Source organism: Stieleria varia, from assembly GCF_038443385.1.
GTDB lineage: Bacteria > Planctomycetota > Planctomycetia > Pirellulales > Pirellulaceae > Stieleria > Stieleria varia.
Window position 1 is genome coordinate 3,393,793 of sequence record NZ_CP151726.1, and the last position, 21,293, is coordinate 3,415,085.

Sequence of the window (21,293 nt, forward strand, 5' to 3'; positions counted from 1 at the left end):
GCACCCTAATATGGCAGTGCAACCGCTACTCTCGATCGGAACCCTTTCCATGTCCGCTGCTTTGTTCCCCACCCGCGATTCTGGCCCATCCCGCTCTTCTGACCGGTACCGACGAAGCCTGCGAGTCGCTGCTGTCGGCTGGCTGGTCGGATGCCTGGTAGGGGCGAGCATTCTGGCCAGCGGGGTGAGGGCACAGAACCCTGTCACCAACGGGACCGTTCGTGGGCAACTCGGGGGCGTCGAAGTTTTGGGGACGTATCCGCCGGACCAGTATTACCAGGCGTTGGAGGTCTATCGAGACGGCGACCTGGACCGCGCGGTCGATGCCTTTGATTTTGCGTTGGGCAGCACGCGTCGCGATATCAATGGACGCTGGCTCGACTCGATTCCCGTGCTGGCGATGCTGGGCGAGTGTTATTACCAAGGCGGGGACCTGGAGTCCGCCAACCAAGCAGTCGAACAGGCGATCAATGTCGCGATCCGCTATCGAGGCTGGCTGTCCAACCCGATTTGGCAAGACGTCATCAATCCGGGAATCGTCACACCAAACTCGAGCACCTTGTGGCCGCAAGCGATGGCGGTCAAGCGAGCACCCATCGCCCGTCGGCTGCAGTATCGGTCCGGTCGCGTTTTGACGGAGCAGGAATTGGCGCGAGGCGGCGTGTTCGAGGAAGCCAACATCAAGACGATCGACGTCGTGGAAATCATGCGGGGCTTGGCGTTGGCATCGTACCGTCGGCGTGTGATCCAAGGTGAGTTGGCGGCCAACGATGTCATGGCCAATCAACTGATCGATAGCACGCGGTACCCCGCCGGACTGCAAGTTCCGGTCGCCCTCAATCTGATCGGCGCGATGCGTGCCGTTGTCAAAGCAGGCGCATCGCAAGACCAGGACGCACTGAAAGACGCATTGGAGAACCGAGTTTCGGCGGCCGGCGCTCATCCTTTGTCGCCGATCGTGGGACTGACGCAAGCCTACTTGATGGCGGGGAGCAAGCAGCCCCAAGCAGCCGTCCCGATTGCCATCGCCACAGCGAACCAAGCCGCGGCGTACGAGCAGTATGAATTCATCGGCGAAGCGTTGCAGCTTGCCGCTGGATGTGTGGATGAAACGACTGCGCCAGCGGTCCAGTCGGCGGCCGAAACGGTGGCGACATCGCTGTTCCGAAAATCACGTTTCGCAACGTTGCACTGTTTGATCGTCGCAGCCGATGCCGCCGCCACCTCCGGTCAACTTGGGGCGGCCAACAACTATCTCACTCAAGCTCGTGCGTTGTTGACGCGACGCGATGTGATCCAGCCCCGCATGCAGGCCTACGCAAACTACGTGGCCGCTCGCGTGGCGGCCCTTCAGAATGCGACGACCCCGAGCCCCGGGTTTCGTGATGCGGTCAGCCAACCCTTCACCCAGATGAACCAGTTTGCGTTCAAACATCAGATTCGAAATCAATCCAAAATCTCGATGCCGCGTCTGTTTCAGATCGCGCGGGTTTCCAACGCGATCGCGCGCAATCAAGCGGGTCAAGCGAGCGATGCGGTATTGATGGCTTTCTCGTCCGAACCGTCGATCGAAACTTGGCGTCGTGATCCCGTCGATGCGCTGGCCGCGTTGCAGTTCGACCGAGAACCGATGCAACTGGCTCGACTTCGTATCGCGGCCTCACGAACCGCCGGCGACGATGTGCTGACATTGCAAGACGAGTTGCTGGCAAGCCGTGCCCGCAAAGTCGATGCGTTGGGCGGCCGTTTGCTGCAAGTTCGAACGCTTGCCAGAAGTGACGATGCGGTGCTGGGCAAAGAAGTCGTTGCGATGCGAAACAAGGCACCCAAGAGCTTGAGAAATCTCCGCGATGCCGCAGCGCTGCCTTTGCCCGGCTCGGCCGATGCCGCGATGGCAAAGATCGAGCAGATGGAAGCCACCGCGTGGTCGATCGCGTTGGATCGCCAAGAATTACCCAAGGTGATGCCGCCTCAAATGCCCGCCAAAGCTCCCAGTGGAATCGTTCCCGAACACGTGGGAGTGATGACGTTTCTCAGCGACGGAAATGTGGTCCACGTGACCTTCGCTTCGGCCGGCAAGACCGCGTACTGGACCGTCCCCGGCGGCGCTCGTTTGGGAACAGAGGTGAGTCGATTGTTGAGAAGCGTGGGAGTTGGTAAACCGCGTGGCAAGCGATTGCCGGAAGACGACAGTTGGCGAGGCGAAGGACTGAAACTGTGGCGACAATTGTTGCCCGACCCGGCACTGCTGTCGTCGCGCAAGATCTCGCATTTGGTGATCGTTCCCGATTCGGTGTTGTGGTACGTGCCCTTTGAAATCTTGCAAGCGTCCGAGGATTCCGACCAATTGCTTGGTGAACAGTTTCAGATTCACTACGCCGCAACACCGGGACTGGCGATGAACGTGACATCGATGCCGCACCCCAACAACAAGATCGCGATGGCAGCCGGCAAATTCTTTGCCCCTCGTGATCTGGAACTCAATGCCGTCATCGTGCAGTCGGTCCAAGATGCCGCAGCAGACACGGTGATGTTGGGCGGCCCCGGTTCCGCCGGAACGGCGTGGTTGGCCGACAGCGTCGGACACTTGATGGTCGGCGATCAGACGGTGCCCAATCTGGATCAGCCCGCTGCGACGAGCTTGGCGCCCTACGAAAAAACGATGTCGATGGGAACGCTCGAATCCTGGTTGCGTTTTCCCGGCAAGGTCGTCGAGTCGGTGGCGTTGTTCGGATTCAGGACGCCGGTCGATTTGGGACAAGTCGGTAACGGACGCGAGCTGTTTCATTGCGTTGCGTCATTGCAGTGCGCCGGAGTTCGCAGCGTCTTGCTGAGTCGATGGATCGTCGGCGGTGAGTCCACTGCACTGGTGATGCGAGAGTACGCACAGGAGTTACCGTTCATCGGTCCATCGGATGCTTGGACACGAGCCCGTGGTTTGCTGCGTCGCAGCGAATTGGATCCCAGCGCGGAACCCACGCTGATGCAATCAGAGTACGATCGCGAAGGACTGACGGGAGACGAGCCTTTCTTTTGGTCCGGGTACCTGCTGGCCTCGCCGCTGACAAGCGAGCAACTGCAAGCACCGTAGTGATATGTACGTCAGGCTTTCTAGCCTGACATACACAGGAGCATGTCAGGCTAGAAAGCCTGACGTACCACTAGCGTTTGAGGAACAACTCGTCCAGGTTCAGCATCACGTTGGCCACGAGGGTCCATGCGGCGTACTCGATCGGGTCTTGACCTGGCTCCAGCGGTCCCAACGGATCAGCGGACATCTTGATCGCTTGCACTGGATCAGCCAAGTAACGCTCCATCGCTTGGTCGACCAACTCCTTCAATCGCTCCATCTCCGCGTCACTGGGCTGGCGGATCAAGCAGGTTTGGAAAGCGAAGCGGATTCGTTCATCCGGTGTTTCTCCTGCCTGGACCATTCGACGTGCCAATGCCTGGGCGGCTTCGATGTAAACCGGATCGTTCAGCGTCACCAAAGCCTGCAGCGGTGTATTGGTGCGGATCCGCCGAACAGTACAGACTTCGCGGTTCGGCGCGTCGAACTGTGCCATCGACGGATACGGACTACTACGTCGCCACGTGGTGTAGATCCCACGTCGGAACTTGTCTTCGCCTCGACTGGTTTTCCAGTCCGTTCCCGAGCCAAAGGCGGCTTTCAATCCCAGTTCTGGCTGAGGCGGATTGACCGGCGGACCGAACATCTTTGCGCTCAACAAGCCGCTGACCGCCAAGGCTTGGTCACGCACCATCTCGGCCGAGACGCGGAAACGTGGGCCACGTGACAGCAAGCGGTTGGAGGGATCCATGGCTTGTCGCTCCGGACTTGTCACCGAGCTTTGCCGATAGGTCGCGGACGTCACCATCAGTCGCAGCATGTGTTTCAGATCCCAGCCGCTTTCTTGCAACTCGACGGCCAGCCAGTCCAGCAGCTCGGGATGCGTAGGCAGCTCGCCCTGCGAACCGAATTCTTCGCTGGTCTCGACGATTCCGATGCCAAAAAGTTGCTCCCAGTGACGATTGACGATCACGCGAGCGGTCAGCGGATTGGCCGGATCGACCAACCAGCGAGCCAGATCCAGTCGGCTGGGGTTGTCTGCATGATCGAGCGGATGAAATGCTGCCGGGGTGCCTTCACTGACTTCGTCTCCCGTGCTTTGGTAGTTGCCGCGAAGTTGAATGTTGGTCACGCGATGTTTTTCGGGCGGCAGTTGCTCCATCACGGGAACGCTCGTGTAGGGTTTCATCTCCGACAATTGTTTCCGCGTTTTCGCAAGTTCCGCTCGCTGAGGAGCCAACAGCTCGGTGACACTACGAAAGTGTTTTTCCACGGTGGCGTGTTGTTCATCGGTCCATGCTGTCCGATCGGCGCGAACCAATTGCCGGACGCTCTCCGGCATGGCTGCCCAATGGGTCACGTTTGCATCATCGGTCCACTCGATGCGGAAATGATCCAACGTGTGTTCTGTGTGCACGGATGCTTGATTCAGCTTTAACGTCAGGGTACCGTCAGCCAACTGGATCGGCTGACGGAGCAGCAACGTCAATTCGTGCGGTTGATCGGGTTGCGGCGCGACGGCCCAGCCGGCCTTGGTGTTCGGCTTGGCATCCAAAACGCTTTCGGCAGGAAAACCGTCTTGACTGAAGTCCGCGTGTGCGGTGGCGAAGACCAACTGACGCGCGCCGTCGAGCGAGAACTCGTGTTTTTCCTTGGCCTTTTTCACCGGCTCCGATTGCCAGAGGACGCCACGATCCTCGCCGAGCAATTGGATCTGAAAACCGTTGAGACGTTCGAACATCGAGCCGGCATTGTCGCTGCGGTTCCATACCACGATTTGATCCAGTGGTAACGTGCTGCCCAAATCGATCTCGATCCACGGATTCGCTTCGGTCTTGCTGTGTGTCACGGAGTTCTTTTGGAAATCCCCGTCCGTGTTCCCGTCATTCGCACGATTCGCTGGCGCGTTGTAGTCGGTGGAACTCTGAGTGGCTTTGCCTTTGGTAGCGACGTTCTCGCCGTTCTGAAAGGCTTGAATCTCGGCGACGTGCAAAATGCGATCTTTGCCTGGCAACTCCAAACGGACAAACCGGGCTTCGACCGCTTGAGCTTTCGCGGGTTTCCAACTCGCGGTGACTTGGGACAGCACAAAGTTTTGTTTGCTGGCCTGATCCACGCTCAGCTTGATCGCCGACAACGACGATTCGGTTGTCTCGGTTTGAATCGTGTACGTATCGTTATTGGGCTCTTCGCCCACAGCCATGATCCATCCGTTCTCACCGATCTCCAGTTGACGGTGTTGAGATTGAGCCGACGTGGGAGTGGCGACTCGCCAATCGGGTTGGACCGAGAGTTGGGCGAGCCACTGGTTCAACGCTTGTGTGAGGGTTTCGTTGGGCGAGGAGATCTCTGTTTCCAGCTCAGCGATGCGTTGTTCCCAGTCCGATTTTTGTTGAATCTGTTCGTCGGACCACAATTGCAACAGGGGGCTTTCGTCACGGCGGTCGGCATCGGCGGTGCTGTTAAAGAACGCGTAGAATCGAAAATACTCTTCTTGCGTGATCGGGTCGTACTTGTGCGTGTGGCATTGGGCGCACGCCATCGTCGTGCCCATCCAAGTCGCCATGGTCGTATTGACTCGGTCGACGACGGCAACGTTGCGAAACTCTTCGTCGTTCGTTCCGCCTTCGTTATTGGTCAGCGTATTGCGATGAAATGCGGTGGCGATGATTTGATCGTTGGTCGGCTCGGGCAACAAGTCGCCGGCGATCTGTTCGATCGTGAATTGATCAAACGGCTTGTTCTCGTTGAGCGATCGGATCACGTAGTCTCGGTACGACCAAATGGTTCGCGCGGGGTCGTCTGCGTATCCAGCCGAGTCGGCATAGCGTGCCAAATCCAACCAGACGCGTGCCCAGCGTTCGCCGAACGCGGGTTTGCGGAGCAAGGCGTCGACGTAGCGTTCATAGGCGCCAGGCTCTTCGTCCTGGACAAAGGCTTGAGCCTCTGTCCAAGTTGGCGGTAGTCCCGTCAAGTCGATTGCGACTCGACGGGCGAGGGTCAGTCGATCGGCCGTCGGCTCGGGGTGCAAGCCTTCGGATTCGAGTTTGGCCAAGACAAAGTGGTCGATCGGGTTGATGATCCACTCGGTCTGCTTTACTTCTGGCAAAGCCGCACGGGTCGGAGGTTCATACGACCAATGCTTTGCAAACTTTGCTCCTTGTCGGATCCAATCGGCGAGCAATTGAATCTCGTCGGGATCGAGCGGTTTGCCTTTCTCGCCAGGCGGCATGACGACATCGGGATCATCGGACGTGATCCGCGCCATCAGCTCACTGGCGTCTGGATCTCCGGCGACGATCGCGGCGTATCCGCCCAAGTCTTCGGTGGCCCCGTCGGCAGTGTCTAAACGCAGTCCCGCCGCCCGCTCGGCTTCATCCGGTCCGTGACATGTGATGCAATTGCTGAAAAGAATCGGTCGGATGTCTCGATTGAAATCGATGCTGGATTGGTCAGCGAACGTGGTTTGGCCGGAAAGGGCAGATGTGATGATGCAAGCGATCGCGAGCGTCGTGAATCGTTTCATGGGGGGGACGCGGGGTGACTCGATGAGAGGCGGTCGGTGGGTAGCCGTCCATTGTAGCTCATCGAGCTGCCGCAAGCGGCTTGTTGATCGAATCGGGGATCGGAATTTGACGCGTCTATCGCATGTCGATGTGGTAGCGGTGGCAGGTCACGCAGTGGTCGCCGGCGGCGGTGGGGAGGTGACACGCCGTACAGGCTTGCTTGGTCAGCGGGTGGAAATCGACCAGCGCCTGTGGCTGTGTGTTGATGACGTGGCAATGCTGACAATCCCCCAGTTGAGAAACATTCAAGTGCGGGCGATGGGAAAACTTTGTGAACTCGCTTTTTCGTCCCACCAACGAGGCTGCCCGCCATTGTCCAGGCATCGAAAGCGAGTTCGGATGGCAAGCGATGCAGGCGGCGACGGACGGGTGCTCGGCGGCCTGCACGCGGATCGGGTCCGTTTTTGCAAGTTGCGCCAGCGTATCGATCCAAGCCACCAAGACAGGATCCGCGTGCCCTGATCCTCGATAGACGATCGCCATGCGCAAGTCGTCATGATACCAGCCGCCTGCGGAAACCAAATCGTGAGGTTGACGGACCTGTGGCGTTTTGTCCGACAATGTCGAGTCGGCTGCGAGCGGGTCCTCCAACAACGCATCTTCAATCAACGCATCGCCCAAGGGTTCGCCCAGCAAGCCATCCTCGTTCAGCAAGCCGTCGCCGCCAACCAGCACGTCATCAGCCAGCACGTCATCAGCCAGCACGTCGCCAGCCAGCACGTCGTCAGCCAAGAGAGCGTCACCGCCGAGTGAATCACTGCTGGGGGAATCATCCAACAGCAGGTCGTCCGGCTGCCAGTTGACCCTGAGGATCGTTCGCGAGGGAAATCGCTCGTGCGGCGCAAGGCTGGCTGCGTCCGTGCTCAACGGCTGAGGATCATCGAGGAACCATTTGTCATAGATCGCTTGGATGAACTGTGGAGGCAACGAGCGTAGGATCGGCAGCGTTGACGCCGGCGCGGCACCACCGCTGCGGACCCGCTGAGTCCAGTCGGCTTGACCTTCACTGGCAAAGGACAGCATCATTGCTTGCAACTGCGTCGCGATCGTCAGGGCGGCCGAGTCCGAGACGCTGGAGTCGGGACGTAACTTGGAGAAATCGCCATCGGGGACATTGCGGATCGCGCGTGCGGCAGATTCATCACCACGCAGCAAGAGCTGAGCGAGCGGTGAAAGTCGACCGTCGTAAAACCCCGTCGCGTTCTCCGGCCACCCAGCCACTTTTTTGGAAACCCGCTGAGGCACGATCGGCAGCGATGCCAATTCGATTCCGCTGGCGACTTGGATGTCCAGAGATTGATCGTGGCAACTCGCGCAGGCTTGTTCGTAGCTGGCCGTTCTCAGCAGTTCGCCGCCGAGCGAACGAGCGTTGGCCAAGGTTGCCGTATTGGAATCGTTTTGTGACGGGTGGCACTTGCCACAGGCAAAAACCGTTGCGGTGCCATCAACCAATGTAGCAGGAAAGTGTTTTCCGGCGTGTGTTGCGTGATTGAAAGCGATCTCCCCACCGCGTCCGTACGGCCAGCTTTTCCAATCGGGGTGCGATGCGGCAAAGCCGCCGAAATCGCGTGAGTGACAGGTTTGGCATTGCGCATCAGACAACGCCATCATGTCGGCCTCAGCGCCCCGGTGTTCTTTGTGGCACGTCGCACATTGAATGTTGTCTTGATCCAGTGAAGTCTTTGTCCAGCGAGAATCGTTGACGGGATTACCGGATTCCAAGGAAGTCAGCCGGATTCGTTCGCTGCGGTTTTGGCGTTCGACCGATGGCAGATTGTGTGCCATCGTAGCCAGGTCACGATCCATCGTGGAGTGATGGCAATCCATACAACGATCGGTCTGCAGCACGTTTTCGTGCCCGGAGCCGGCGGCGGACGAGAACCAAGCTGAGATCGACAGCGCATCGGGTTCATGGCACGCGGCACAACGCTGACTGGTGAGCGTGCCGGAAAGGATTTGCGCGTGCGGTTGGGTCAACTCACCGGGTTTCATCACCGAGGGCAGCAACCAATGTTGGTTTGCCACAATCAAAACCATGCAGAACGTGGCCAGGCAGACCACAGCGATCCGACGACGCCAACCCGCCCAGCTTCGCCGTGGTTTGCATGCCGGGAAGACAGGGCATCGGCCGTCTCGACTCGGGCCGTGAGCGCATTGTGGCAGTTCACGCTTCGCGTCTTTGCCGCATTTCTGATCGCAGACACGCCCGCACGTCCAGCGATCGTTGGGACGATCCCGTTTGGGGTTTTGCGGCAGGCTCAGTTCTTCGCGTCTCATCGCTGGTCTATTGAATGAATCGGAATGCCATTACGGCATGGACGACGGATGCGGCGATCAAGGCAACCGAGAACACACCGTGGATGACCAGCCAGAGACGCAATCGCAGTTGCAGTGCGAACTGGTAATCGAGATCGTCGCGTTGACGGATCAGCGCAGCCAGTTTGCCGGCGGTGCGTCGGCCGTCGTCTTCCAAGTAACGATCCAGTTCTTTCAGATCGCCCAACAGCCGACGTCGTCGAATTCCATTTGGAAACAGCACGTAGCTGATCGATGGGCGTCGCCCAAAGAAAGACGTCAAATAGGTTTTGTAAAACAGGGGCAAGACGTCGCCGGCGATCATCGACTCGTCGGCAGAAAGCGTCGACGCGGCGGTCTCGGCGATCTGACAACGATGCCAACCCATTTGATCAAACCGATGCTGTCCTTCCACCGCCGTCAGGCGTCTGGGCAGGGTGCGACTGGCGTACAAACCGTAAAAGCCACTTGCCGAAACCAGCAAGAACAGCAGTGACAAACCACACTCAAACACGCCTCCGGCAACAAACGCCGGAACATGCATGATGTAGACCGCCGAGCAAAAGATGCCGACGTAAATATGGACCTGAGTCCAAGTGCTGACGCTGCCCAGCGGCAGGATCGGCAATCGACGGCGAAATCCGATCAACATCAACAAGAACAGACAGGCCAGGATCGTCGAACCGGTCATCACCGAAGCGTTGAACAGCCGATCGTTGAGCCAACGATAGATGATGTAGCAAACGGCGATGGCAGCCAGCGTGATCGACAGTCCGATCACGCGTCGTGTCCTGAGATGAAGCTGATTCATTCTTTAGCTCCGACGCTCCAACCAAGTCGTCAACGGCGGGGATTCCGACAAGTCGATTCGCACCAGCGCGTCGTGCGGGCAAGCGGCGGCGCATGCCGGGCCACTTGGCGAACTTTCGCACATGTCACACTTCGTCGCCTTGCGAATCGCCTTGCCACTGTCGGTGTCGGTGTAAGCGCGGCCGCTGGCATCAAAGACGTCCGCCATCTTGATGTTCTCGTAGGGGCATGCCGCAGCGCAAACACCACAGCCGACACAGATGGGTTCGTGGATCGAAACGACGCCCGTCGTCTTGCTGCGACTGATCGCTCCGGTGGGGCATCCGATCATGCAAACCGGATCGGTACAGTGCATGCACGACTGTACGAACTGCAATCGATCGTACTTGACGCCCTGACGTGCGAATCGCGGATTGCCGTCGTGCACGCTCGCACAGGCTTTCACGCAATCATCACATCGCGTACAGCGGTGCAAATCAACCACCATTGCTTGACGACCGTTGTTGAGGCGATTCTGAACAATGAACTCCAGCAATCCTGTGGATTCGAACGTTGCACCGGACGCATGCTGGACGTCTTCATCGATCGGTGAGTTCTGGTTTCGTCGCTCGCTGCGCCGACGCTCGGTGCGTTTCTCGGTGAACCGAGTCATGATTTCTGCCGCGGACTCCGGCAATTCGCTCTTGCGGACGTGCGGCAGGATATCGTGCGCAAACGTCTCGACCGGGATGGTGATGGCGTCCAAGAAACCGACGGCGCGTAGCGAGTTCTCAAGCCGACGGGGCGGCAAGGATTGATCCCGCAGCGAGTTGTACGCGATCTCATCGAGACCAAAGATATGTCCGGCGCCCAAGTAGGCCGTTGTTCGGTGTCCTGCACCGTGCTGCTGAGACATTCGAGCAAAGCCGCTGCGAACGATCACCAGCTCCGTCGGCATGTTGCCTTCCGTGGCAACCAATGGTTCGGATTCGATCTGTGCAGCGGCGGGCAGAGTACGAGTCTTTTTGTAGTCGGCATTCCACTCCATACGTCCGTAGGATCGCAATTGGGTGGCCGCAATCACGTTCTGCAGGTTCTGTTCGGGCAGGTGACGCAGCAGGGGCAGCTCTTTCAAGTGCACGGGCAGCCAGTGCGTTCGGTAGTGCGATTCCAATGTATCGGCAAAGCCTTTGTCTCTCCGCATCACCCTCAAGCCTTGCCAACGGATCTCCAGCAAAGTGGCTTCGGTGGTCGCGATCACGGTGGCGGTTCGAGGCGAACGGTACATCGCAGCGACTTCGCCGAACAACTCGCCGGGTCCCAAGGACACCGTATCGTTTGCACGCAGGACGGCGTCAAAATCCTGCAAGAACACCGCTGGGCGATCATCGACCTGACGGATCGTTTGCTCCGTTGTTTCCTTGCCCCCGGGGGATCGAGGTGTGATTTGCGAGACAGAGCGTGTTTCGGGGAAGGGCGACGGCCATAGAAAACGTTTCAACGCGTCACCCCAGCTCATCGGCGGCTCGGGCGTGCGTCCAAGTTGCTCGGGTGACAATGCGTGAGCAACCACGGAGACTTCGCCCGCTATCACCAAGAACGCGCTGTTGCCGTAGTCTCCCTCGCGAACAATGATCTCACCCGGCTCGCAACGGTTCAGCCGACAGTCGTACTTGAGCACTCCGTCCAGCGGGATGGAACGCGGAAATGACGCCGGATCCATGCGGTTGAACGGTCCACGCGAGCGCAGCCACGAGACGTCGGCATCGGTCATCGACGCGTCCAGCGGTTCGTCCCAGCGACTGGGACGCTGCACGGGTATGGTTTGCAATCGTTCCATCAAACCGGGTCGTACACGTGCCGAGCCTCGAAAGTCAATAGAATCTCGGCATCCTATTGCTCCCAGGTTGCCCTAATTCGCTCCTCTTGGTCGTGAACTTTGTGGGGTTGCCCACCTCCGATCAAACTGCTGTGATTTGCCTCAGCAAGACGCCTCGGTGCTCTGAAACAGACCTCTCAATCACAACGAAAGCCCGCTTGATGATCGACTTGAAAAGCTTTGTACGAGACATTCCGGATTACCCCAAGCCGGGGATCTTGTTTCGCGACATCACACCCTTGCTAGCGAGCCCGGAAGCGTTGTCAGCGGCGACCGACGCGTTGGCCGAGCCGTTTCTAGGACAAGACATTGATGTGATCGCGGCTGCCGAAGCACGCGGATTCATCTTCGCCACCCCCTTGGCGATGAAGCTCAATGCGGGATTCGTTCCGATTCGCAAACCGGGCAAACTGCCATTTGAATTTCACACCCATCAGTACGACCTGGAGTATGGCAGCGACGAGTTGCAAGTGCACACCGACTCAGTGCAGCCCGGACAGCGGGTCGTGATCGTCGACGACTTGTTAGCCACAGGGGGAACGATGGAAGCCTGTTGCCGGTTGCTGGAAAAGTGCGGTGCCGAGATCGTCGGCTGTTCGTTCCTGATCCACCTGACGGACTTGGTCGGCGAAGCAAGACTGGCACCCTATCGCGTCGAATCGGTGATGAAGTATTGATAACGTCCTCCAATCAATGACAGCCCGCCGTAAGCCGATCCGAGTCCTATCGGATACAATGTCAGGAAAAGATTCCCCAGCGAGGGTGCTCAATTGAAAACAAACAATGGAGCATCCTCGCTTTTTCCTTTACATTGCCCATGACATCACCGTTCCGCTCGTCGTCCTCGACTTTCGCGTCATCCGTTTCAGGCAAGGCTTGGCTGCGGGCAAAGCCTTGCCGATCTTGCATCGTTCTGCTTGCTTGCTTGGTTCTGTCAATCGGTTGCAACTCCGGCACCAAACAAGAGACCGCGCAGCCCGACGTGCCCGCGAACCCGCTGGGGACGATGAAACTGTCGATCAAGACCGGGGACTGGCAACGCGCCAGCGAAATGGTCTCGCTGGTCAAAGAACAAAACAGCGACGATCCCGATGCAATGGCGTTGGTCGCACGCGTGGTTCACCACGGGGGAGACGCCAATCAAGCCGCCGAGTTGCTGAGAAAATCTTGCCAGCTGGAAGGCTACCGCTCCGAAGCTCGTGTGCGTCAAGCCATGATTGCGATGGTCGAAGTCGGCCGCTTGTACGACGGTATGGAGTTGCTGAGGGCCGCCGTCGACAAGCATCCCGAGCAGCACGAAACCAAACGCTGGCTTTATGACTTCTACGTCGGCACAGAGAACCACTCGCCCGCCGAATCGCTCGGTGAGCAACTGATCCGAGATCGCAAGTTCGACGAAGAACTATTGTTGTCGTTCACGGCGCCGGGCAAACGATCGCTCGATGAAAAACCATTGGACGCCATGGTGGAGCGGTACCCCGACGATCGGCGTCCGTTGTTGGGCACCGCCAAAGCATTCTTTGACGACAGTGATTATGAACAAAGCATCGAGCTGCTGCGTTCGATCCTGGAACAGTTTCCCCAGCACCTGCCGAGCTACGCATTGTTGGGACGTGCCTATGCGGCCAAAGGCATGTGGTCCGAATTGGAAGCCTGGGAGGAGAACGCTCCCGACGGAATCTCGCAGTTTGCCGCCTACTGGATCGCCCGTGGCGATCTGGCTCGATCCCGTGACGATGCTGCCGCTGCGGTTGCGATGTATTGGCAAGCAACACGTAGCGGACGATTCTATGAAAGTCTCGCGTGGTCACGTTTGGCAACCACCGCTGAACAGTTGAGTCAATCCGACGAGCGAGTCACGGACGAAATGGTCGACGCAATCCGTTCACATTCGGTCGCGATTGCGAGATTGGAACAGTTGAAGGATCGTTTCGTTCGCACCGGACGCGTATCGCGGTCGATGGTGTCGGAGATTGTCGATGCGATTGACGCTCTGGGCCGGCCTTGGGAAGCCGAAGCGTGGGCGGCATTCGGCATGACATTGCCCGAAGACGACTCGGTGGACTTGGATGCTCAACGTGCCAAAATCGTCAACTCACTTGCTGGATCAACACCATGGCAACTGCCACAGCCGATCGACGAGTTCCAACAGAATGAGGTTCTGGCGATTTCAACCCACGACATGACGGCAGCGAAACAACCGGCGCTGCCAACCGATCAGAGTACCACCACCGACGAGAGTCTGACGCTCGCCGGGGCATTGAAGAACGAGGCCGCTGAACGTGGTTTGATCGTGGATCTGCACACCAGCGAAACTCTGGATACCCCAGGGATCTCGTTGCATGAGACACTCGGTTGCGGCGGCGGAACGATCGATTTTGATTTGGACGGATGGAGTGATCTCTATTTCGTCGGCGCCGGAGGTATGCCTGCGAAAAAAGACTCCCAGGCGAATCAACTGATGCGAAACTTGTCAGGACACTTTGCCGATGTCTCGCAAGTATCTCGGACTGATGATCGCGGCTTTGGACAAGGCGTTGCGGTCGGCGATGTCAACGCGGACGGTTTCCCTGATCTGTTGGTTTTGAATTACGGACAGAACGCGTTGCTGATCAACCGGGGCGACGGCACGTTTGCCGACCACGGCAACACCATCAACGCACCGGATGATATCTCCTGGTCGACCAGTGGAGCGATCGCGGATTTGAACGGCGACGCATTACCAGAGTTGATCGTGGTCAACTACTGCGCCGGACTTGGGCCGGTGACCGATGGATGCCCGATGGCGGGAACGACGACTGAGAGGTCTTGCACGCCGACAAAATTCCCCGCGTTGCGTGACCAGTTTTTTGAAGCCCAACCCGACGGAGGCTTTGTTGATTCAACGGAGCAATGGAATGCAAATCCAAGTGTGCCCGGCCGCGGACTTGGGATCGTCGTGGGTAGCCTGGACGATCAGCCGGGTAACGAAGTTCTCGTTGCCAACGACATGACAGAGAATCATTTTTGGCAACGGTCGGGGGCGGAGTCCTTTTCACTGGCGGAATCGGGAATCCTGAGAGGCCTCGGCGTGGACGATCGCTCCGTCGCGCAAGGTTCCATGGGGATCGCGACCGGCGACCTGGATGGCGATGGCGATATCGATTTCTACGTCACCAACTTTGACGGCGAGTACAACACGTTTCACCAGAACTGGGGCGGTGGCATTTGGCAAGACGACACCGCGCGACGAAACCTCGTCGCGGACACCGTGCCCCTGGTCGGGTTCGGCAGCGAAGCGATGGACTTGAACAACGATGGCAGCTTGGAGCTGGTGGTCACCAACGGTCATGTCGATCTCTTTTCACGAGGTGAAGAAAAGGCGATGTACGCCCAACCGATGCAAGTCTTTTCGCGAAACGGTTCCCAATGGCGTCAAGCCGACGGTGTGATCGCGGGCAGCTATGGTCAGAATCCGCATGTCGGTCGCGCTTTGTGGACCATCGATGCCAATCATGATGGGGCATTGGATGCCGTCGTCACGCATCAGACAGAGGCCGCCGCGTTACTGATGGGACAACCCAGCGGTTCTCACTGGATCTCCATACGTTTGGTGGGTGTCACGGACGAGCGTGATGCGATCGGCGCCGTGGTGACGCTGCGGTATGCTGACCGCACGCAGACGCAGTTTGTTCTCTCAGGCGACGGATACTTGTGTAGTAATGAACGGTCCGTCCGTTTCGGGCTGGGTGAATACTCCGGTGATTGTACGGTTAGCGTCACATGGCCCGGTGGCGACATCCAAACCTGGCAAAACCTATCGCCCAACCAACCCTGGATTTTGACTCAAGGGCAAGCTGACGCGAGTGACGGTTGAAATCGCCGAGCATCAAACACAAACCATTCAAGCCTAGGCACAGATGAAGTTTCCTTTGTTCAACAAACCCTGGTTCACTGGCGTGGCGATTGGCCTGTTTTCAGTCGCCATGTTCTCAGTCGGCTGCGGACGCTCCACAAACGACCGCGACTTGCCGTCCAGCATCGCCGGCACTGAATCCAGCACGAACAACTCCGACGCACAGAACGCTGCGTTTCTGACTTCTGTGCAAACGGACGTGGAACGCTTTTGCAGCGACTGTCATATGATGCCCCGACCGGGCAGCGCGGCGCGCGATGAGTGGCCCGATGAAGTCGCCCAGGGATTTCGGCTGTACCAGGAATCCGGACGAACGGACTTGACGCCACCGGAACAAGAGATCGTGTTGAAGTATTTTCAATTGCAAGCGCCCGAGAAACTGGAGATCGACCCTGCGATTGATGACTATCCGACCTGCTCACTCAAGTTTCGCCAAACGGTGGTGAACTTTTCAAGCGCGGACTCCGCCATCACTCGACCAGCGGCGGTCACCAACGTCCGCTGGCTCGATTTGGGATTCGGAGGCGGGCGGGCACTTGTGTACTGTGACGTCGGCTCGGGCGCTGTCAAAGCTTACTGGCCGTCGCCTGCCGCGAAGGACTCGGGCGAACCGGCAGCAACCAACACGTCGACGCGGATCGCAACGTTGCTGCAACCGGTACACGTCGAGACGTGCGATTTGGATTCCGACGGAGTGCAAGAACTGGTGGTCGCTGACATCGGAGAATTCAACGCCAATGACAGCGACTTGGGGCAAGTGATTTGGTTGCGCCGCGCGGCCGACTCGGACAGATTTGAGAAGACCGTCCTACTGCAGAACATCAGCCGAGTTGCCGACGTGCAACCCGGAGATTTCGACGGCGATGGAGATCAAGATCTGTTGGTGGGGATCTTTGGTTGGCGACGCACCGGACGAATCGTGCTGCTGCGCAATCGTTTGAACGAACTGACCGGCAACGAGCCCACGACAGGAGACTTGCATCCAGGGTTCGAGTTGTCGCTGATCGACAAACGCCACGGAGCCGTTCATGTACCGACGATCGATTTGAACGGCGATGGGCATCTCGATTTCGTCGCATTGATCAGCCAAGACCAGGAGGCGGTGGAGGGATTCATCAACGACGGGACCGGCAAGTTCAGTCGCCAGATCATCTATCAAGCGCCGGACCCGGCATACGGTTCCAGCGGCATCGAGTTGGTGGATTTGGATCAAGACGGCGACACCGACGTGCTGTTCACCAACGGAGACTCGTTTGACCGCGGACCCAAACCGCATCACAGCGTTCAGTGGTTGGAGAACAAGGGCGAGTATCCGTACACCCACCACCATCTGTTGAACATGCCGGGCGTATTGAATGCCAAGGCGGCTGACTTCGACGGTGACGGCGATTTGGATATTGCGGCTTGTTCGCTCCTGAGCGATTCCATCGGCGACAGCATCGCAGGTCGAAACACATCCTCGATCGTTTTGTTGGTGCAAAACGAGCCTGGCAAGTTCGTTCCCACTCAGCTTGAGGCTCGGGACCACCATCACATTTCGTTGGAGATCGGCGACTTTGACTCAAACGGCAAAGTCGACTTGGCGGTCGGAACCTTTCATCGTTCCCGTGCCGGGCAACCCGATCTGAAAATCTGGTTCAACGAAAACTGACCCCAAGTACGTCAGCCTTTCCAGGCTGACATTGCGCTGAGGTCAGGCTAAACAAGTACGTCAGCCTTTCTAGGCTGACATTGCGCTGAGGTCAGGCTAGAAAGCCTGACGTACATTCTGTGCGACCGTTGTAACCGGAATTCGCATTCTGGGGCCGCTGTGTTGCTTTTTGGCAACCTATCTTTGCACGGACCGACGGAAAACAGTCATTAGGACTTCGCTGGTCTGCGTGTTGGATCGCAGCGTTGATGACGCACGATTGCCGACACGGGGGACAACTTTCGATTCATCCAACACTCACGACGATTAGCTATGCTCGATTCGCCGGTCGATTTGGCCTGGGTTCTGATCTCGGCTGCGATGGTCATGCTGATGCAAGCAGGATTCTGTTTGCTGGAAAGCGGGCTGGTGCGCAGTAAGAATACGATCAATGTCGCCATGAAGAACCTGGCGAACTTGTGCGTCTCTGGCTGTGTGTTTTGGGCCGTCGGTTTCGGTTTCATGTATGGCTCCAGCCAGTTCGGACTGCTGGGCACCAGTGACTTTTTTCCAGGAGCGAGCTTTGCGCCTCAGCAAGTCGCATTGATCGTATTTCAAACAGCGTTTTGTGGCATTGCCGCGACGATCGTCGCCGGTGCCGTTGCGGAGCGAATGCGTTTCGTCGGCTACTTGGCGCTGACCGTCGTGATCGCGGGCGCCCTGTATCCGATCTTTGGCCACTGGGCATGGGGCGGGTTGCTGGAGGGCAGTGGGGTCGGGTTTCTGAGGCGTTTGGGGTTCATCGATTTTGCCGGTTCGACCGTCGTGCACAGCGTGGGCGGTTGGGCAGCCTTGGCCACGGCGATTTGGATCGGTCCTCGACTGGGTCGATTCGGACGTCGCTCTGATCGGATTCGTGGAAACAGTTTGCCGATGGCCGCGGTGGGAACCTTGATCCTGTGGTTCGGCTGGTTCGGTTTGACCGCCGGCAGCACTTTGGCGGTAACCGGTCAAGCCTCCTCGATCATGCTCAACACAAACTTGGGAGCGATGTTCGGCGGTTTGACGTCCATGATTTTCTCGTCAGCCATTCAGCGTCGTCCCGTGGTCGAGCATTCGCTCAATGGAATCATCGCCGGATTGGTCAGCGTCACCGCAGGTTGCCACGTCATGTCACCAGCCTCCGCAGCGTGCTGTGGTGCGTTGGGCGGCATGTTGGTCACCATCGCGATGTACCACTTGGATCGCTGGCGCGTCGACGACGCGGTCGGTGCCGTCTCGGCGCACGCGATTGCCGGCGTGTGGGGAACGCTTGCCGTGGCACTGCTCAGCAATCCGTCGACTTGGGACACAGGGCTGTCTCGATGGGAACAGCTGGGCGTCCAAATCACGGGTGTCGTCATTTGTTTCATTTGGTCATTCGGCGGCACCACACTGGCTTGCTGGGCCATCAACCGATGGATAGTGCTCCGCGTTTCACCACGAGCCGAGTGCATCGGGTTGAACGTGATCGAACACGATGCCAATACCGAACTGCTGGAGATGAGTGCCGAGATGGACCGGCACCGCCGACGAGGCAGTTTCAATCGCCGGGTCGAAACCACTCGGTTCAGTGAATTGGGAGGCATCGCACGACACTACAACCGCGTACTGGGACGAGTGGAAGCCGAAATCGCACAACACGCCGAGACCTCCAATAAACTCTCCATCGCCGAGTCCCGATTTCGTGGAATGTTCGAGAACGCACGCGAGGGGCTGTTCCAAATCACCTCCAAAGGTCGGTTCCTGCACGTCAATGACTCACTCGCTCGAATCATCGGCCTGGAATCTCCTAAAGAAGTGATCCGTCAGATCGATGATGCGGCGGTGGATCTGCTGAACGATCCGGCCGATTGGGAGCGTTTGACCGAGCAATTGGACGAACAAGGAGACGTTGCCGGATTCGAAGTCGAGTTGCAACACTTCGGCGGTCGAGTCATCTGGGTCTCGGTCAACGCGAGGCGATTGCCCGACCACGGCGATGAAGTCTCCTATGAAGGTTCGATCATCGACATCAGTGACCGCCGCAATAATGAGATCCTGCGTCAGGAAAAACGACGGTTGGCGAAACTGAATCAACGGCTTTCTCGCGAAATCCAAGAACGTCGTGAGGCCGAATCGTTGGCCCGCTTGAGTGAAGAAAAGTTCCGATCGCTTTTCAATTCGACGAGCGATGGAATCCTGATTCTGCAAAACGGCGAACTGGTCAATTGCAACCATGCCGCGGCAAAACTGTTCGGATACACCGACTCGCAAACCCTGCTGGGCTCGGATCTGAGCGATCTGTTTCCGGCCAAGCAGCCGACCGGAGAGACCTCCAAAGACCTGTTCGCCAAGTACTCGCACCAAGCACTTGCCCAAGGCAGTTGCTCGTTCGACTGGCTCTGTGTGCAACGCAACGGGGCGGAGTTTCCGTGTGAGATCGTCTTGAGTTTTGCCGACGTCGATGGCGATCATGTCTTGCAAGTCAGTGTGCACGATGTGACCGAGCGACAACGGCAACTCAGAGAACTGATGGTGGCAAAGGATGCTGCTCAAGCAGCAAGCCGGTCCAAGAGCGAGTTCCTCGCCAACATGAGCCATGAAATTCGTACGCCACTGAACGGGATCCTGGGTTTCACCGAAGTCCTGCGGCGGGGAAGCATTGAGCCGACCAAGCAGCAGGAATACTTGAACACCATTCACAGCAGCGGTCACCATTTGTTGACGCTGATCAACGATGTCTTGGACCTGACCAAGATCGAAGCGGGGCGAATGGAAGTCGATCGTCGCAATTGCTCTCCGCATGAGATCATGTGCGAAGTCATGTCGATCCTCCGCGTGATGGCCATCGAAAAGGGATTGGACCTGGAGTGCCGATGGCAAACAGGTGTTCCCGAAACGATCTGCACCGACCCCGATCGTTTGAGGCAGTTGCTGATGAATCTTGTCGGCAATGCGATCAAGTTCACGCAACGCGGGCATGTGCGGCTGTTGGCATCATTGGACCAGTCCGGCTCGCAGCCGATGCTGAAAATTGAAGTCAAAGATACTGGGATTGGAATCGAAAGCTCGAACCTGCAACGCATTTTCCGTCCGTTTGATCAAGCCGACAATTCGATCACCCGTCGATTCGGCGGAACCGGATTGGGGCTGACAATCAGTCAAGAAATCGCCCAAGCGCTCGGCGGCGACATCGCGGTGGAGAGCGTAGTCGGGGTGGGCAGCACGTTCCGCGTCTGGATCGAAACGGGCGATCTGTCGGGAATCCCGATCATCGCGGGCAATCGAGCAGAAGCCATCCGTAGCAACCGCCGACAAGTGGCGCAACGTCAATCCACTACCACTGCGTCCCTCTCGGGCATTCGCATTCTGGTCTGCGACGATGGTGAGACCAATCGTGAATTGATCAGTCTGGTGCTGATCGATGCCGGTGCCGATGTCGTCTGTACGGTCAATGGTCGGGAAGCCGTCGACACGATCTTGCACAGCAAACAGGTCTACGATTTGATTTTAATGGACATGCAAATGCCCGTGCTGGATGGCTATTCGGCCACCAAACAACTACGTCAGTACGGCGTCACCATGCCAGTGATCGCATTGACAGCACACGCCATGCGTGGCGACCGAGAAAAATGTTTGGATGCCGGGTGCACTGATTATCTCCGCAAGCCGATCGATATCGACGAATTGCTTGCTTGCGTCCGATACAACGTCGGTCTCACTGCGGAAATGACAACCGCAACAGAAACCAAAGTCGATTCAATTCCGATTGCAGAGGCAGTCGATCCAGCAACCGAGGGGACGGTCGCGGAGACGGGGTCGGACTTGCCGATTCACTCCACGCTTCCCACGGATCGGGAGGAATTCCAAAGAATCGTTGCAAGTTTCTCGGAGAAACTCGCCGGACGCATCACCGTGATGCGAAAAACCGCCGAGGCCGGTGACTTTGACGAACTGGCATCACACGCTCACTGGCTCAAGGGAGCCGGTGGCACGATGGGGTTCGCCTGTTTCACGTCTCCTGCTGAATCACTGGAGCGTTTCGCAAAAGAAAACCAGCTCGCAGCCGCCGCTGAGGTGCTGGACATCATCGAATCGTTGCATCGACGAATCGAACTCCCTTGGCTTCAATCCGTTTGATAACTGTA

The 21,293-nt window shown here is 57.9% G+C and carries 9 protein-coding genes; 5 read left to right on the forward strand and 4 right to left on the reverse strand.

What is annotated here, in order from left to right; all coding sequences use genetic code 11:
- Positions 1–49: 49 nt before the first annotated feature.
- Positions 50–3,091 carry a CHAT domain-containing protein gene (locus Pla52nx_RS11265; protein WP_197454174.1) on the forward strand — a complete coding sequence of 1,014 codons (3,042 nt, stop codon included), beginning with the start codon at positions 50–52 and terminating at the stop codon, positions 3,089–3,091.
- Positions 3,092–3,161: 70 nt separating this feature from the next.
- Here the strand turns inward: Pla52nx_RS11265 and Pla52nx_RS11270 are convergent, their stop codons facing one another.
- The 4 genes from Pla52nx_RS11270 to Pla52nx_RS11285 form a co-directional block, all read right to left on the reverse strand.
- Positions 3,162–6,596, reverse strand: a complete 3,435-nt coding sequence (locus Pla52nx_RS11270; protein ID WP_146517864.1) for a DUF1553 domain-containing protein — start codon at positions 6,594–6,596, stop codon at positions 3,162–3,164.
- Positions 6,597–6,711: 115 nt separating this feature from the next.
- On the reverse strand, positions 6,712–8,913 hold the full coding sequence (locus Pla52nx_RS11275; protein WP_146517863.1) for a hypothetical protein: 2,202 nt from the start codon (positions 8,911–8,913) through the stop codon (positions 6,712–6,714).
- Positions 8,914–8,920: 7 nt separating this feature from the next.
- The gene (locus Pla52nx_RS11280) at positions 8,921–9,742 is read right to left on the reverse strand and encodes a hypothetical protein (RefSeq protein ID WP_146517862.1); all 822 of its coding nucleotides are present in this window, start codon (positions 9,740–9,742) and stop codon (positions 8,921–8,923) included.
- 3 nt (positions 9,743–9,745) lie between these two features.
- Positions 9,746–11,560 carry a cyclic nucleotide-binding domain-containing protein gene (locus tag Pla52nx_RS11285; RefSeq protein WP_146517861.1) on the reverse strand — a complete coding sequence of 605 codons (1,815 nt, stop codon included), beginning with the start codon at positions 11,558–11,560 and terminating at the stop codon, positions 9,746–9,748.
- A 200-nt stretch (positions 11,561–11,760) separates the two neighbouring features.
- Here Pla52nx_RS11285 and Pla52nx_RS11290 point away from each other — a divergent pair, with 200 nt between their 5' ends.
- From Pla52nx_RS11290 to amt, 4 genes are all read left to right on the forward strand, one after another.
- Complete coding sequence (locus Pla52nx_RS11290; RefSeq protein WP_146517860.1) at positions 11,761–12,276, forward strand: adenine phosphoribosyltransferase; 516 nt, start codon at positions 11,761–11,763, stop codon at positions 12,274–12,276.
- A gap of 140 nt (positions 12,277–12,416) precedes the next feature.
- Positions 12,417–15,455 carry an FG-GAP-like repeat-containing protein gene (locus tag Pla52nx_RS11295; RefSeq protein WP_146517859.1) on the forward strand — a complete coding sequence of 1,013 codons (3,039 nt, stop codon included), beginning with the start codon at positions 12,417–12,419 and terminating at the stop codon, positions 15,453–15,455.
- A gap of 43 nt (positions 15,456–15,498) precedes the next feature.
- The gene (locus tag Pla52nx_RS11300) at positions 15,499–17,145 is read left to right on the forward strand and encodes an FG-GAP repeat domain-containing protein (RefSeq protein ID WP_146517858.1); all 1,647 of its coding nucleotides are present in this window, start codon (positions 15,499–15,501) and stop codon (positions 17,143–17,145) included.
- A 312-nt stretch (positions 17,146–17,457) separates the two neighbouring features.
- On the forward strand, positions 17,458–21,285 hold the full coding sequence (gene amt, locus Pla52nx_RS11305) for an ammonium transporter (protein WP_146517857.1): 3,828 nt from the start codon (positions 17,458–17,460) through the stop codon (positions 21,283–21,285).
- Positions 21,286–21,293 lie beyond the last annotated feature (8 nt).

Excerpts from the sequence above, each read along its gene's own strand:
- Pla52nx_RS11265 (WP_197454174.1), top strand. The coding sequence starts at position 50 with ATGTCCGCTGCTTTGTTCCCCACCCGCGATTCTGGCCCATCCCGCTCT.
- Pla52nx_RS11270 (WP_146517864.1), bottom strand. The coding sequence starts at position 6,596 with ATGAAACGATTCACGACGCTCGCGATCGCTTGCATCATCACATCTGCC.
- Pla52nx_RS11275 (WP_146517863.1), bottom strand. The coding sequence starts at position 8,913 with ATGAGACGCGAAGAACTGAGCCTGCCGCAAAACCCCAAACGGGATCGT.
- Pla52nx_RS11280 (WP_146517862.1), bottom strand. The coding sequence starts at position 9,742 with ATGAATCAGCTTCATCTCAGGACACGACGCGTGATCGGACTGTCGATC.
- Pla52nx_RS11285 (WP_146517861.1), bottom strand. The coding sequence starts at position 11,560 with ATGGAACGATTGCAAACCATACCCGTGCAGCGTCCCAGTCGCTGGGAC.
- Pla52nx_RS11290 (WP_146517860.1), top strand. The coding sequence starts at position 11,761 with ATGATCGACTTGAAAAGCTTTGTACGAGACATTCCGGATTACCCCAAG.
- Pla52nx_RS11295 (WP_146517859.1), top strand. The coding sequence starts at position 12,417 with ATGACATCACCGTTCCGCTCGTCGTCCTCGACTTTCGCGTCATCCGTT.
- Pla52nx_RS11300 (WP_146517858.1), top strand. The coding sequence starts at position 15,499 with ATGAAGTTTCCTTTGTTCAACAAACCCTGGTTCACTGGCGTGGCGATT.
- amt (WP_146517857.1), top strand. The coding sequence starts at position 17,458 with ATGCTCGATTCGCCGGTCGATTTGGCCTGGGTTCTGATCTCGGCTGCG.